Origin of the sequence: Janthinobacterium glycogeni (assembly GCF_051380725.1) — a bacterium.
GTDB lineage: Bacteria > Pseudomonadota > Gammaproteobacteria > Burkholderiales > Burkholderiaceae_D > Janthinobacterium.
Map to the genome: position 1 here is coordinate 158,232 of NZ_JBNYXP010000010.1, position 14,136 is coordinate 172,367.

11 protein-coding genes and 1 pseudogene are annotated in these 14,136 nt (G+C 64.7%); 8 read left to right on the top strand and 4 right to left on the bottom strand.

Annotated features, from left to right (window positions below):
- The first annotated feature begins 273 nt into the window (after positions 1–273).
- From ACQ4W4_RS21910 to ACQ4W4_RS21940, 7 genes are all read left to right on the top strand, one after another.
- Positions 274–1,209: a 5'-nucleotidase gene (locus tag ACQ4W4_RS21910; RefSeq protein WP_121669819.1), complete on the top strand. Its 936-nt coding sequence runs from the start codon at positions 274–276 to the stop codon at positions 1,207–1,209.
- 218 nt (positions 1,210–1,427) lie between these two features.
- The gene (gene mfd / locus ACQ4W4_RS21915; RefSeq protein WP_436543763.1) at positions 1,428–4,871 is read left to right on the top strand and encodes a transcription-repair coupling factor; all 3,444 of its coding nucleotides are present in this window, start codon (positions 1,428–1,430) and stop codon (positions 4,869–4,871) included.
- Positions 4,872–4,926: 55 nt separating this feature from the next.
- Positions 4,927–5,769 carry a phosphoserine phosphatase SerB gene (serB, locus tag ACQ4W4_RS21920; protein WP_436543774.1) on the top strand — a complete coding sequence of 281 codons (843 nt, stop codon included), beginning with the start codon at positions 4,927–4,929 and terminating at the stop codon, positions 5,767–5,769.
- Between the two features lie 105 nt (positions 5,770–5,874).
- Positions 5,875–6,603 carry a hypothetical protein gene (locus tag ACQ4W4_RS21925; protein ID WP_436543764.1) on the top strand — a complete coding sequence of 243 codons (729 nt, stop codon included), beginning with the start codon at positions 5,875–5,877 and terminating at the stop codon, positions 6,601–6,603.
- A complete protein-coding gene (locus ACQ4W4_RS21930; protein ID WP_436543765.1) occupies positions 6,600–7,523 on the top strand; it encodes a TIGR04222 domain-containing membrane protein in 924 nt (307 codons plus the stop codon). The genes ACQ4W4_RS21925 and ACQ4W4_RS21930 overlap by 4 nt, the downstream gene beginning before the upstream one ends.
- The gene (locus ACQ4W4_RS21935; protein ID WP_436543766.1) at positions 7,513–8,367 is read left to right on the top strand and encodes an MbnB/TglH/ChrH family RiPP precursor modification enzyme; all 855 of its coding nucleotides are present in this window, start codon (positions 7,513–7,515) and stop codon (positions 8,365–8,367) included. The genes ACQ4W4_RS21930 and ACQ4W4_RS21935 overlap by 11 nt, the downstream gene beginning before the upstream one ends.
- Entirely contained in the window at positions 8,364–8,630 is a 267-nt protein-coding gene (locus ACQ4W4_RS21940; RefSeq protein WP_436543767.1) for a hypothetical protein, read from the top strand. Before ACQ4W4_RS21935 ends, ACQ4W4_RS21940 begins: the two co-directional genes overlap by 4 nt.
- A gap of 7 nt (positions 8,631–8,637) precedes the next feature.
- On the opposite strand, the gene ACQ4W4_RS21945 is transcribed toward ACQ4W4_RS21940, so the two are convergent.
- Entirely contained in the window at positions 8,638–10,506 is a 1,869-nt protein-coding gene (locus ACQ4W4_RS21945) for a serine hydrolase domain-containing protein (RefSeq protein WP_436543768.1), read from the bottom strand.
- 85 nt (positions 10,507–10,591) lie between these two features.
- Between ACQ4W4_RS21945 and ACQ4W4_RS21950 the strand changes: the two genes are divergently transcribed.
- Positions 10,592–10,954 carry a DUF4870 family protein gene (locus ACQ4W4_RS21950; protein ID WP_436543769.1) on the top strand — a complete coding sequence of 121 codons (363 nt, stop codon included), beginning with the start codon at positions 10,592–10,594 and terminating at the stop codon, positions 10,952–10,954.
- Positions 10,955–10,991: 37 nt separating this feature from the next.
- Here the strand turns inward: ACQ4W4_RS21950 and ACQ4W4_RS21955 are convergent, their stop codons facing one another.
- The 3 genes and pseudogenes from ACQ4W4_RS21955 to ACQ4W4_RS21965 form a co-directional block, all read right to left on the bottom strand.
- Entirely contained in the window at positions 10,992–12,158 is a 1,167-nt protein-coding gene (locus ACQ4W4_RS21955; RefSeq protein WP_436543770.1) for a cystathionine beta-lyase, read from the bottom strand.
- 210 nt (positions 12,159–12,368) lie between these two features.
- Complete coding sequence (rimO, locus tag ACQ4W4_RS21960; RefSeq protein WP_170846336.1) at positions 12,369–13,724, bottom strand: 30S ribosomal protein S12 methylthiotransferase RimO; 1,356 nt, start codon at positions 13,722–13,724, stop codon at positions 12,369–12,371.
- A 304-nt stretch (positions 13,725–14,028) separates the two neighbouring features.
- A pseudogene (locus ACQ4W4_RS21965) lies at positions 14,029–14,136 on the bottom strand (IS5/IS1182 family transposase); the annotation flags it as partial.

Sequence of the window (14,136 nt, forward strand, 5' to 3'; positions counted from 1 at the left end):
GCTGACACTTGTATAAAGGTGGCGGGGATAGGGCGTACGCTTCGTTACAATTGGCGAGATTTGATAAGTCAAAGCATAGTGGAAAAAGGGCGCGCTGGCTGCTACATACTTGATACAAAACAAGATTTATTTCTTTACTGTGGCGCGTGTTGCACAGTGGTCAGAAAAAATGGCCTGGCGCCCCGCTTTGGTGCAAAAAATTCCAATACGCCACTATTGGCTACGCAGTTGGTAGTCGTATAAGATGAGCAACAAGCAAACAACAGGCAGACCATGGCTTATCCTATCGAACACAAACTGGTGATCGGGGTCGCTTCCAGCGCCCTGTTCGACCTGGCCGAATCGCACCAGGTCTACCTCGACAGCGGCCCCGAGGAATACCGCAAGTACCAGGAAGCGCATATCGACACGGTCCTGCCGCGCGGTGTGGCCTTCCCCTTCATCCGCCGCTTCCTGAACATCAACAAGCACTATCCGCGCCAGTCGCCCGTGGAAGTGGTGCTGTTTTCGCGCAACTCGCCGGAAACGGGCCTGCGCGTCATGCATTCGATCGCCCACTACGGCCTCGATATCTCGCGCGCCGCCTTCATGACAGGCAAGTCGCCCTATCCCTACCTGCCCGCCTTCAACGCCTCGCTCTTTCTCAGCGCGAATGAAGATGACGTGCGCAGCGCGCTGGCCTGCGACTATCCGGCCGGCCTGGTGCTGCCGTCGCGCACGGAAGACGACGAAAACGACGAGGAACTGCGCGTGGCCTTCGATTTCGACGGCGTGATCGCCGACGACGAAGCGGAAACCGTTTTCAAGCGCAACAATGACGTCGACGAATTCCACGCCCATGAAACCCTGAACGTGGGCACGCCGCACCGTCCCGGCCCGCTGGCCGACCTGTTCCAGAAGCTGGCCACCATGCAGCGCCTGGAAGAAAAGGCGCAGCGGCGCGACCCCGGCTACAAGAAGATCCTGCGCATCGCCATCATCACGGCGCGCAACGCCCCGTCGCACGAACGGGTCGTGACGACCCTGAAAAGCTGGGGCGTGGCGGCCGACGAGACGTTTTTCCTCGGCGGCATGGACAAGTCGCGCGTGCTGTCCGTGTTCAAGCCGCATATCTTCTTCGACGACCAGTTGAGCCACCTGAAATCGGCGGGCGGCACGATACCGATGGTGCACGTGCCGTTCGGCATTGCGAATGTCCGCGCAGGATAAAACCTGCTGCGCGTCGTGCTTTGCGGCCTGCGATGCTCACCGTACTAAAGTACGGTTGCGCTTCTTAGCCACAAATCACTGCCGCTCACGACGGTTTTCTCAAGCGCGGAGATATAAGTGATGGTCTATAATCTCGCCTGTCGGCGCCGTCACTGGCGGCGCTGCGCGCACCACAGCTGTCCCACTCAACTGCCTCTGCCACTAGTGTCATCGCCTGCATGTCCTTAGACTTAACAAAAGCCCTCCCCAAGCCCGGCAACCGCTACGCGCTGCCCGCCCTGTATGGTTCATCCGACGCCTATGCCCTGGCGCTGGCCGCTTTGGCCTTGAAAGCGCGGTGCCAGATGCTGGCCGTGGTGGTGGCGCAGGCCAGCGACGGCCAGCGCCTGCTCGATGAAATCCCGTGGTTTGGCGGCAAGGAGCTGCGCTGCCATCTGCTGCCGGACTGGGAAACCCTGCCCTACGACGCCTTTTCGCCGCACCAGGACCTGGTCTCCGAGCGCCTGGCCACGCTGCACGAAATCCAGACGCGCCAGTGCGACGTGCTGATCGTGCCGGCCACCACGGCGCTGGTGCGCCTGGCGCCGCCGTCCTTCCTGGCCGCTTACACTTTCTTCTTCAAGAAGGGCGAAAAACTCGACGAGGCACGCCTGAAGTCGCAGCTGACCCTGGCCGGCTACAGCCATGTGTCGCAGGTGATGTCGCCGGGCGAATACTCGGTGCGCGGCGGCCTGCTCGACCTGTTCCCGATGGGCTCGGCCCTGCCCTACCGGCTCGACCTGTTCGGCGACACCATCGAGACCATCCGCACGTTCGACGCCGACACCCAGCGCTCGCTGTATCCCGTGCACGAAGTGCGGCTGCTGCCGGGCCGCGAATTTCCCATGGACGAAGCGGCGCGCACCACCTTCCGCAACCGCTGGCGCGAGCAGTTCGAAGGCGACCCGTCGCGCTCGGTCGTCTACAAGGACATCAGCAGCGGCATCGCCTCGGCCGGCATCGAATATTATCTGCCCCTGTTCTTCGAGCAGACGGCCACCCTGTTCGACTACCTGCCGCCCGACGCCTCGCTGGCCCTGGTGGGCGAGATCGACGCCGCCATCGGCCGCTTCTGGACCGATACCCAGTCGCGCTACCGCTTTTTGAAAGCCGACCGCGAGCGGCCTATCCTGCCGCCCGAATCGCTGTTCCTGTCCGACGAGCAGTTCTTCGGCCTGGCCAAGCCCTATCCGCGCCTGGCGATTGCGAAATCGAACGATGCGCTGGCCTCCGAACTGTCGGCGCCGATTCCGAACATCGCCGTCAACCGCCGCGCCGACGACCCGCTGGCCAACCTGCGCAGCTACCTGCTGCAAGCGGGCCGCCGCGTGATGATCTGCGCCGAATCGAACGGCCGCCGCGAAACCCTGCAGCAGTATTTCACCGAATACGACCTGCACCTGACACCGGTGGAAGGCAGCGACGGCTTTTTGCAATCAAGCGCCAAACTGATGCTGGGCGTGGCGCCGCTGCATGCGGGTTTTGAACTGTTCACGCCGGAAGGCAACCTGGTTTTCATCACCGAGACGGAACTGTATGCCGGCTCCGGCCGCCGCGTCGGCACGAAGAAACAGGAAGGCGTGACGCAGGTCGAATCGATGGTGCGCGACCTGTCGGAGCTCAAGATCGGCGACCCCGTCGTGCACATCAACCACGGCATCGGGCGCTACATGGGCCTGACCAGCATGGACCTGGGCGAAGGCGAGACGGAATTTTTGCACCTCGAATACGCCAAGGACACGAAACTGTATGTGCCCGTGTCGCAGCTGCATGTGATCTCGCGCTATTCGGGCGCCTCGCCGGAAGACGCGCCGCTGCACTCGCTCGGTTCGGGCCAGTGGGAAAAGGCGAAGAAGCGCGCGGCCGAACAGGTGCGCGACACGGCCGCCGAGCTGCTTAACCTGTACGCGCGCCGTGCGCTGCGCCAGGGCCACTCGTTCGAATTCTCGTCGCACGACTACCAGCGCTTCGCCGACAGCTTCGGCTTCGACGAGACGCCGGACCAGGCCGAGGCCATCCACAACGTCATCAAGGACATGACGTCCGGTAAACCGATGGACCGCCTCGTGTGCGGCGACGTCGGCTTCGGCAAGACGGAAGTGGCGCTGCGCGCCGCCTTCATCGCCGTCATGGGCGGCAAGCAGGTGGCCATCCTGGCGCCCACCACCCTGCTGGCCGAGCAGCATGCGCAAACATTCGCCGACCGTTTCGCCGACTGGCCCGTGCGCATCGCGGAATTGTCGCGCTTCCGCAGCGGCAAGGAAATCACGCAGGCGTTCAAGGGCATGGCCGACGGCACCATCGACATTGTCATCGGCACGCACAAGCTGCTGTCGGACGACGTGAAATTCACGCGCCTGGGCCTCGTCATCATCGACGAGGAACACAGGTTCGGCGTGCGCCAGAAGGAAGCGCTGAAGGCGCTGCGCGCGGAAGTGGACGTGCTGACCCTGACGGCCACGCCGATCCCGCGCACCCTGGGCATGGCGCTGGAAGGCTTGCGCGACTTTTCCATCATCGCCACGGCGCCGCAAAAGCGCCTGGCCATCAAGACTTTTGTCCGCAGCGAGGGCGAAGCCATCATCCGCGAAGCGTGCTTGCGCGAGCTCAAACGGGGCGGCCAGATCTACTTCCTGCACAACGAGGTGGAAACCATCCAGAACCGCCTGGCCATGCTGACGGAACTGCTGCCCGAGGCGCGCATCGCCGTGGCGCACGGCCAGATGCACGAGCGCGACCTGGAAAAGGTCATGCGCGACTTCGTCGCCCAGCGCTTCAATATTTTGCTGTGCACGACGATCATCGAGACGGGCATCGACGTGCCGACGGCGAACACCATCATCATGCACCGCGCCGACAAGTTCGGCCTGGCGCAGCTGCACCAGTTGCGCGGCCGGGTCGGCCGCTCGCATCACCAGGCCTACGCCTACCTGCTGGTGCACGACATGCAGGGCCTGACGAAACTGGCGCAGCGCCGCCTGGACGCCATCCAGCAAATGGAAGAACTGGGCAGCGGCTTTTACCTGGCCATGCACGACCTGGAAATCCGCGGCGCCGGCGAGGTGCTGGGCGAGAGCCAGTCGGGCGAGATGACGGAAATCGGCTTCCAGCTGTATTCGGACATGCTCAACGAAGCCGTGCGCTCGCTGAAGGCCGGCAAAGAGCCGGACCTGGCCGCGCCGCTGGCCTCGACCACCGAGATCAACCTGCACGTGCCTGCCCTGCTGCCGGCGGACTTCTGCGGCGACGTGCACGAGCGCCTGTCGATCTACAAGCGTCTGGCCAACTGCGCCACGCAGGAGAAGATCGACGATATCCAGGAAGAGCTGATCGACCGCTTCGGCAAGCTGCCCGACGCCGTCAAGGCGCTGGTCGAGACGCACCGCCTGCGCATCGCGGCAAAAACCGTGGGCATCGTCAAGATCGACGTGCATGGCGAGGCGGCCACCCTGCAATTCATGGCCAAGCCGCCCATCGACCCGATGCGCATCATCGACTTGATCCAGAAGAACCGCCATATCAAGCTGCATGGCCAGGACAAGCTGAAAATCACGGCCGCCATGCCGGACCTGGCCGCGCGCGTGACGCAGATCAAGACCACCATCAAGCAATTGACGGTGTAGACCATTTCGATAATTTATGCAGGCCTGACCCATGACCAATACCAAGACCATCACCATGAACCTGATCCTGCAGGGCCTCGACGGCGATAGCGCGCGCCTCGAGCGCATCGCCGCGCTGGCCGCGCCCACGTCCGTCACGCGCCTGGGCCCGAACGCCGTGCGCTGCGAACAGATCGCCTATTCGCCGGCGCTGCGCCCCACCATCGAAGTGGCGGCCCAGGCGGCGCAGCTGGACGCCACCTACATGATGGGCCTGCGCGAACTCGCCGAATTCAAGCTCGTGGCGATGGACATGGATTCGACGCTGATCACCATCGAGTGCATCGATGAAATCGCCGACATGCAGGGTTTGAAGGCGCAAGTGGCGGCCATCACGGAAGCGGCCATGCGCGGCGAACTCGATTTCGCCGCCAGCCTGAAGCAGCGCGTGGCCCTGCTCGAAGGCCTCGATGCATCGGCCCTGCAGCGCGTCTACGACGAGCGCCTGAAACTGTCGCCGGGCGCCGAGAAGATGCTGGCGGCCGTGCAGGCGGCTGGCCTGAAGACCCTGCTGGTGTCGGGCGGCTTTACCTTCTTCACCGAGCGCCTGAAAGAGCGCCTGGGCCTCGACTACACGCACGCGAACGAACTGGAAATCGTCGACGGCAAGCTGACGGGTAAAGTGTTAGGGGGCATCGTCGACGCCGAGGAAAAGCAGCGCACGGTGGAACGCGTATGCGCGGAGATGGGGATTGCGCCATCGCAGGCCATCGTCATGGGCGACGGCGCCAACGACTTGAAAATGATGGGCATCGCCGGCCTGTCCGTGGCCTTCCGCGCCAAGCCCGTGGTGCGCTCGCAGGCCGACGTGGCGCTGAACTTTGTGGGACTCGATGGCTTGCTGAACGTCTTGAGCTAAGTCGGGGCCAAGTTCGCGGCGCCAGGCGGTGCGCGCACGGTTGCATAAGTTTGCTATATTGCAAACTTATGTTCACCCCGCCCGTCCACCGTGAAAGAACACCGCATGCCGCCACCGCTGCCAGAAGAAATACAACGCCACCTGGATGTGTTCGTCGCCGCCGCGCAAACGGCCTTCGGCGCCGACCTGGCCGCCGCCGTGCTGTTTGGCTCGGCCGCCGATGGCCAGTTGCGCGCCACCTCCGACGTCAACCTGCTGTTGCTGCTCAAGCGCTTCACGCCGCAGGCGGCCGATGCGCTGCGCGGATCCTTGCGCCTGGCGCACGCCGCCATCGATTTGCAGGTGATGTTCCTGCTCGAGAGCGAATTGGCGCAGGCCGCCGACGCCTTCGCCGTCAAGTTCGCCGACATCATCGCGCGCCACCGGGTCCTGCTGGGCAACGATCCTTTCGCCAGCCTGTCCACCAGCCGCGACGCCGTGCTGCGCCGGCTGCGGCAAGTGCTGCTGAACCAGCAGGTGCGCATGCGCGAACGCTATATGCTCCTGAGCCTGAATGAAGAACAGCTGGCCGGCGCCATCGCCGATGCCGCCGGTCCCTTGCGCTCGGCCGCCGCCTCGCTGGCGCAGCTGGAGGATAAACCTGCGCAGTCCGGCAAGCAGGCGCTCGAAGCGTTTGTCGACCAGCTGGGCGAACCGGCCCTGCACGCTGCCCTGCAAGCCATGTCAAAGGCGCGCGAGACGGCGCGCCTGGCGCCGGGGCAGGCCCTGCCCGCGTTTACGGGCCTGATGGCGATTACCGAACGCTTGCGCGAACACGCGGAGCAGATGCGTTGAACGGTCTCAATCCCTTTGACTGGAGCGGACCGTGGTTCCTGCTGGCCTATCTGATCTTCGGCGCGCTCGTGTACTACGGCGTGCGCGAGCTGCTGATCCGCCAGGAATTGCGCAATCCGCACGCCCAGCTGACACTCGCCGACGATCCCTACCGCATCGCCTTCTTGCGCGGCGGCGCGCTCGAAGCCGTGAAAATCGCCGCCATCGTGCTGGTCGACCGCGGCTTGCTGCGCGCCGACGGCCCCCTGCTGGAAACGGCCAGCGCCGACAGCCTGCGCTTCGCCAGCCACGACATCGAACGCGACGTGCTGCGGCTATACCTGGGCCGCCAGGGCCATAGCAAGGAACTGGCCGTGCAGGCCGAGATGCTGCCATCGTGCCGCGCCTATCAGGAGACCTTGACGCAGCAGGAATTGCTGGTCGGCCCGCCGCTGCTGCGCCGGCGCGAACGCATCACCTGGGCCGCGCACTGGCTGCTGGTGACGGTGGCCGGCGTCAAGGCCGTCATCGCCATCAGCCGCCAGCACTACAACCTGCTGTTCCTGGCAGTCCTGCTGGCGATCTTCCTGCTCATGCTGCGCGGCCTGCGCACCCAGGCGACCAGCTGGAGCGCACAGCGGCTGCTGACCGACCTGCGCATGCTGTTTGGCCGCCTGAACATGCGCTCGGCGCGCCTGCAGGCGGGCAGCAGCAGCGCCGACATGGCACTGCTGGCGGCCATCTTCGGCATCGGCGCCCTGCCCTTGTCCGTGTACGCGTATGTCGCCGGGCTGTACCCGGCGCCCCGGCAAAGCTCGGGCGGCGACTCGTCGTCCGGCGGCACGGGCGACTCGGGCGGCTCGTCATCGGGCGACGGCGGCGGTGATGGCGGCGGCAGCGGCTGCGGCGGTTGCGGCGGTGGCGGCGGCTGTGGCAGTTAGCCAGGGAAACGCACGCGACCGCGTCGGCCTGGGCTGGCGCGGCGAACTGGCGGCCGGCATCCTGTCCAACCTGGCGCGGATCGACGTGCTGGAAGTGATCGCCGACGATTACTACCATGCCTCGCGCGCCGGCATCGCCGCCCTGCGCCGCCTGGCGCGCCAGGTGTCGGTGAGCCTGCACGGCGTCGGCATGGGACTGGCCTCGACGATTCCCGCCGACCCGCGCCGGCTGCATGCGATGGCGCGCCTGATGAAGGAGGTGCCGGCGGAATCGTGGTCCGAGCACCTGAGTTTCGTGCGTGCCGGCGGCGTGGAAATCGGCCACCTGGCGGCGCCGCCGCGCACACCGCACAGCGCCGCCGGCGCCATCGCCAATATCGCGCTGGCCACGCGCATCGTCGGCAGCGCGCCGCTGATGGAAAACATCGCCACCCTCGTCGCCCCGCCCGCCAGCACGCTGGACGAAGCCGAGTGGCTGGCGCAGATTATCCATGGCTCGCAAGTGCCGCTGCTGCTGGACCTGCACAATCTGTATGCGAATGCCGTCAATGGTGGCGAGGCGCCGGACGAACTGCTGCTGCGCCTGCCCCTGGACCGGGTGGGCGCCGTGCACCTGAGCGGCGGCCACTGGATAGCGGCGCCGGGCGGCGGCGAGCGCCTGCTGGACGACCATCTGCACGACGTGCCGCCCGCCGTCTTCGACCTGTTGACCGTGCTGGCGCGCCATACACCGCAACCGTTGACGGTGATCGTCGAACGCGACGGCAATTACCCGTCGTTCGACCACGTGCTGGGCCAGCTGGAGCTGGCGCGCGCGGCCATGCGCGCGGGGCGCAGCGCATGAGCTCTCCCGCACTGGAAACCTATCTGGCCAGGCTGTACACGGACGACGCCGTGCGTGAGGCCTTCCTGCTCGCGCCCCATGCACAGGCCTTGCTGCATGGCTTGTCGCCGCAGGAAGCCGAGGCGATGGCGGCGATGGACCGCATCGGCCTGCAGATGGCGGTGGCCAGCTATCGGGCCAAGCGGGCCGGGCGCGCCGAAACCGGCGCCCGGGCCACGCCGGCGCCACGCTGGTGGCGCCGGCTGCTGCAAGCCTGGCGCTGAGCGCCCGCTACAGCTGCCACAAGCGCAGCGGCAGCAAGCCCCACCAGGCCAGCACCAGCAGCAGTTGCAAGGCCGCCAGCAAGGCGACCCAATCCCATTTCGCCCACGAGCCTGCCTCAGCCGCCGTACCGCGGCTGCGCCAGCAGCGGGCCAGGCCGAATGCCGTGGCCAGCGGCAGCGCGCCCGTCGCCACTGTCAGCAGCACGCTGGCCACGGTGACGTCGCCCAGACGCAGGTAGGACTGGAAATAAAAGAACGGCAGCGGCAGGAGCAGCGCCAGCAGCGACAGCAAGGGCGCGAACAGATGGTCGCCCCGCCCCAGCCTGCGCAGCGCCGCGCGCCAGGCGCCCACCACCAGCACGTACAGCAAGCCGGCAGCCCCCAGGGCCAGGCTGCCCCACAGTACCAGCATGCGCAGCATCGACGCGCGCTCATAGCTGCGCAAACCGTCGCTGAGGACATGCTTGCCATCTTCCTGCATCAGCACATGCGACGCGGTGCTGCGGTCGCTGGCGCGGAACAGCAAGCCGCCCACCGGTTCAAGCTCCTTCGGCTCGCCCTGGAACGGGATCAGGAACAGCGAGTCGCCATCCCATTTGACGCGCGTAAAGCCGAAGACGGCATCGATCCAGGCCATGCTGGCCATGGAGCTGGGCGACGGCACATAGACGCCCTGCCAGTTTTCCACCGTGGGTGCGGGCGTGCCCTGCGGGGCTGGCGCGCGCAGGGGCAGTTCCAGGTCGCGCAACAGCAGGCGGTTGAAGCGCTCATAGTCGGCCCGCTCCGCATCCGTGTTGAAGGCCACGAAGAAGGCGCTGTCCTGCTCCGGATAGATGCACAGCATGGCGCGGAAACCCACGGCCGTGCCAGGGTGGCAGGCGCCCACCACATTGTGGCGGTCGCGCACGGCCAGCGCCAGGCCGTGACCCGTCGCCAGGCCCGCCTGCGCCGCATCCGTGCCGGCCGGCTCCGACAAGGCGCCCATCAGGGCCAGGTCGATGAACTGCGCGCCCCGCAGCTTGCCGTCGCCCATCAGGAACTGCGCCAGCTTGCCCATGTCGGCCGCCGTGGTGGTAAATTGCGCGGCCGGACGCAGATACTGGGGCACGGCCGGCTGCGCCACACCATGCTCGAAATAACCCATGGCCAGGCGCGGGTCTGTATGCGGGCCTACTGTTTGGCTGACAAAAGCAAACGTGCTGTCCGCCATGCCCAGCGGCTGCAGCAGCTGCGCATCGAGGTAGCGTTCATACGGCTGGCCCGTGACTTTCTCGATCACCATACCCAGCAAGCCATAACCCATGTTCGAGTACGCATAGCGGCTGCCGGGCCGCGTGCGCACGCGCAGCAGATTGCCGCCGCCGTCGAAAGCGGCGGCCAACGGCGTGTCCGGCGCCGGTTGCAGGCTGAACGCCTGCCAGAAGCGCACGTTGTCGAGGCCGGACGTATGCGCCAGCAGGTGGCGGATGCGCACGGGATCGCTGGCCAGCCACGGGTTTCTCAGCGCCAGTTCGGGTAGCACTTGCTGCAAGGGCGTGTCGAGCGTGAGCCGGTCTTCGCTGACCAGGCGCAAAACACCCAGCGCCAGCGCCACCTTGCCCACGGAACCGACCTGCATGCGCGTGTCCGCCTGCATGGGTACTTGCCTGGCGGCGTCGCGCAAGCCCGATGCGCCGACTTTGACTGTGCCATCGGGCAAGACCTCGCTCCAGACGGCGCCCGCCAGGCCCTCTTCCTTCAAGCCGGCGGCAAACTCCGCTTCCAGGGCAGGAGCGGCGGCATGGGCGACAGTGGCGCACAGCAGCAAGGCCGGCACGGCGCGCCGCAGCCAGGACCTGGCGCGCGTGGCCAGGGTGGGATATTGATTTCGTTTCAACAATGTATTCTGCCTTTTCCATGGACTGCGCTGCCTCGCCGCTTTGCTTGTTACAATTAAAAATTGCGCAACGGGGGGAGCTTTCATGTCACAAGATATTATTTTGGATACCCAACTCCAGCAGACCAAAAACCTGGCCTGGTGGTTATACCTGATACATGGCGCCAGCTTCGTGTTTTCGCTGGGCGCGTTTTCCTTCATTCCGCTCATCATCAATTATGTGAAGCGGGACGAGGCGGCCGGGACCTTCGTGTACAGCCATCACAGCTGGATGATCCGGTCCTTCTGGTGGTATGTGGCCTGGATCGTCGTCGGCGCCATCCTGTGGGTCACGCTGATCGGCATTCCGCTGGCCATCATCGTGTGGGGCGTGGCCTGGCTGTGGAAGGCTTACCGCCTGCTGCGCGGCTTCCTCGACCTGAACAACAACAAACCCGTGCCCATGTAGGCACTTGCGGGCAAGCCAGCATGCTTGCCCCATGCCGCTACAACGCCGCGAACGCCCGTTCGATATCGGCGATCAGATCCTGCGGATCTTCCAGCCCCACGTTAAGGCGCACCAGCTGACCCGGCAACTGCCAGCCCTTGCGCATGCCGGCGATGCGGTACGGCATCACCAGGCTGTTCGCGCCACCCCAGCTGTAGCCAATCTTGAACAACTGCAAGGCATCGACGAAACGGTCCGTCTGCGCCTCCGTGTAGCGGGCATCGAACAGCACGGAAAACAGGCCGCCCGCGCCCGTGAAATCGCGCTGCCAGATGGCGTGGCCCGGACAATCGGCGAAAGCGGGATGCAGCACGGTGGCGATCTCGCTTCTTCCCTTGAGCCAGGCGGCCACCGTGCGCGCGCCCGCATCGTGGGCGTCGAAGCGCAGCTTCATGGTCGGCAGGCCGCGCAGCACCAGGTAGGCGTCGTCCGCCCCCACGCCCATGCCCAGACGCATGTGCGCCTGCGCCAGGCGGTCGTGCAGCGCCCGCTCGCGCGTGATGAGCGCGCCCATCAGCACGTCGGAGCCGCCCGACTGGTATTTCGTCAGCGCCTGCATGATGATGTCCACGCCCAGGTCGAAGCCGCGCAGGGCCAGGCCCGCCGACCAGGTGTTGTCCAAAGCCACCAGCACGCCGCGCGCGTGGGCTGCCGCGCAGATGGCGGGCAAGTCCGGCACTTCCATCGTCACGGAGCCCGGTGCTTCCGTCCAAATGAGCTTGGTATTCTGCTGGATCAATGCCGCGATGCCAGCGCCGATGAGCGGATCGTAATAGCGCGCCGTGATGCCGAAATCCTGCGCCAGCCAGCGTCCCAGTTCGCGGTTCGGGTTGTAGATGTTTTCCGGCAATAACACGTCGTCGCCCGTCTTCAGCAGCGCAAAGTCCGCCATGGCGATGGCCGCCAGTCCCGACGGCGCCAGCAGGCAGTATTTTCCCCCTTCGATCTCGGCCAGCCGCGCTTCCAGGGTGAATGTGGTGGGCGTGCCGTGCAAGCCGTAGGTATAGGCGTTCTTTTCTTTCCAGTCGCCCGAGCGCATGGCCGCCACATCCTTGAACAGCACGGTCGAAGCGTGATGGATGGCGTTGGGAAACGCGGCAAAGCCTTGCGGCGCCTGGTAATCGCTGTGGATCAGCGCGGTTTGCGGGGATTTGGGTGTGGTCATGGCGTCGTCGGCAAATAAAAAAGGCGGGCCAGTCTGTGCTGGTCCGCCTTGATTGTAAGGGCTTTACGCCCTGTACGCCGTACGTATGACAGAGTGTTACACCTTGTCAAATATCATCTTCGCCGTGTCAAAACGTTCAGGCCAAGGCGCGCTGCCGCAGACAGTACCTTGCTGTACGGCAAGGCAGCGCAACGCCGGCATGGACGTTTATTACTCGGCGGCGCCCCACAGGTCGTGTGCATCTGCCGAGGTGATGGTCACATCGACGAACTGGCCAACAGCCAGCTTGCGGTGCGGCTCGAACGGCGGCTTCACGTACACGACGCCGTCGATTTCCGGCGCGTCGGCGGAAGAGCGGCCCACGCCGCCGGAGCGGGTGACTTCATCGATCAGCACGCGCACGGTCTTGCCGACCTTGGCCTGCAGGCGTTTCTTGGAAATTTCTTCCTGCAGCAGCATCACGCGGCCGCGGCGCTCTTCGCGCAGCTCTTCCGGCACGGGGTTGGCGATGGCGTTGGCCGTCGCGCCTTCCACCGGCGAATAGGCGAAGCAGCCGAGGCGGTCGATCTGCGCTTCCTTGAGGAAGTCGAGCAAGTACTCGAATTCCGCTTCCGTTTCGCCCGGGAAACCGGCGATGAAGGTCGAGCGGATGGTGAGATCCGGGTTGATGGCGCGCCAGGCCTGGATGCGGTCCAGGTTTTTCTCGCCGCTGGCCGGGCGCTTCATGCGCTTCAATACGTCAGGGTGCGCGTGCTGCATCGGAATGTCGAGGTAAGGCAGGATGTGGCCGCCGCTCATCATCGGGATGATCTGGTCCACGTGCGGGTACGGATACACGTAATGCAAGCGCACCCAGGCGCCGTAGGACTTGGCCAGCTCGCCCAGCGCTTCCGTCAGCTGCGTCATGTGCGTCTTGACGGGACGGCCATTCCAGAAGCCGGAGCGGAATTTCACGTCCACGCCATACGCCGAGGTGTCTTGCGAAATGACCAGCAACTCCTTGACGCCGGCCTTGAACAGGTTTTCCGCTTCGATCATCAGTTCGCCGATCGGGCGCGAGACGAGGTCGCCGCGCATGGACGGGATGATGCAGAAGCTGCAGCGGTGGTTGCAGCCTTCGGAGATTTTCAGGTAGGCGTAATGCTTCGGCGTCAGCTTGACGCCTTGCGGCGGGACCAAATCGAGGAAGGGCGCATGCGGTTTCGGCAAGTGGAAATGGACGGAATCCATCACTTCGGCCAGCGCGTGCGGGCCTGTGACGGACAGCACTTTCGGGTGCACTTTCATGATGATGTCGTCGCCGGCAGCATCTTTCTTGGCGCCCAGGCAGCCGGTCACGATCACTTTACCGTTTTCAGCCAGCGCTTCGCCGATGGCGTCGAGCGACTCTTGCACGGCAGCATCGATAAAACCACAGGTATTGACGATCACCAGATCGGCGCCAGCATAGGATTTCGCCGTTTCGTAACCTTCGGCGCGCAGTTGGGTCAGGATTTGTTCGGAGTCGACCAGCGCTTTCGGGCAGCCGAGCGAGACAAAGCCCACTTTCGGCGCCGCACCTGGCATGGCCTGCATGGCCTCGGGCTGGGCGGAAGGAACGGGAATACGGTGAATTTCAGACATAGTTGGCAGCTAGTAAAATGGTGAGGCGAATCGGCTATTGTACCCCGAGCCGCCCCTTGCTGTCAGCGCGGCTTCCTTTTGCCAGCGCATCTGCAACGCATCAACCGCAACTTTGTTCCGGCGACTGCCGTAATGGCCGTGCGCGAATAAGATCCCGCCCCGCACCGCCGGTATCAAGAAATTAAAAATAATGCCACAAAGAAACTAATGACTGGCATATAATTGTTTTTTAAAAAACTAAGAACGCCTAACAAAACCGCTGAATGTATCTCCAGCAGATGAGTATGCAGGCAAGCGAGAGGAATGCCTGATGGATATCGGCACGGCGCTCGTAGCGGATGCGTAATCGGCGGAA

What these genes read in the sequence shown, in the direction of transcription:
- ACQ4W4_RS21910 (WP_121669819.1), top strand. Translation starts at nt 274, where the DNA reads ATGGCTTATCCTATCGAACACAAACTGGTGATCGGGGTCGCTTCCAGC.
- mfd (WP_436543763.1), top strand. Translation starts at nt 1,428, where the DNA reads ATGTCCTTAGACTTAACAAAAGCCCTCCCCAAGCCCGGCAACCGCTAC.
- serB (WP_436543774.1), top strand. Translation starts at nt 4,927, where the DNA reads ATGAACCTGATCCTGCAGGGCCTCGACGGCGATAGCGCGCGCCTCGAG.
- ACQ4W4_RS21925 (WP_436543764.1), top strand. Translation starts at nt 5,875, where the DNA reads ATGCCGCCACCGCTGCCAGAAGAAATACAACGCCACCTGGATGTGTTC.
- ACQ4W4_RS21940 (WP_436543767.1), top strand. Translation starts at nt 8,364, where the DNA reads ATGAGCTCTCCCGCACTGGAAACCTATCTGGCCAGGCTGTACACGGAC.
- ACQ4W4_RS21950 (WP_436543769.1), top strand. Translation starts at nt 10,592, where the DNA reads ATGTCACAAGATATTATTTTGGATACCCAACTCCAGCAGACCAAAAAC.
- ACQ4W4_RS21955 (WP_436543770.1), bottom strand. Translation starts at nt 12,158, where the DNA reads ATGACCACACCCAAATCCCCGCAAACCGCGCTGATCCACAGCGATTAC.
- rimO (WP_170846336.1), bottom strand. Translation starts at nt 13,724, where the DNA reads ATGCCAGGTGCGGCGCCGAAAGTGGGCTTTGTCTCGCTCGGCTGCCCG.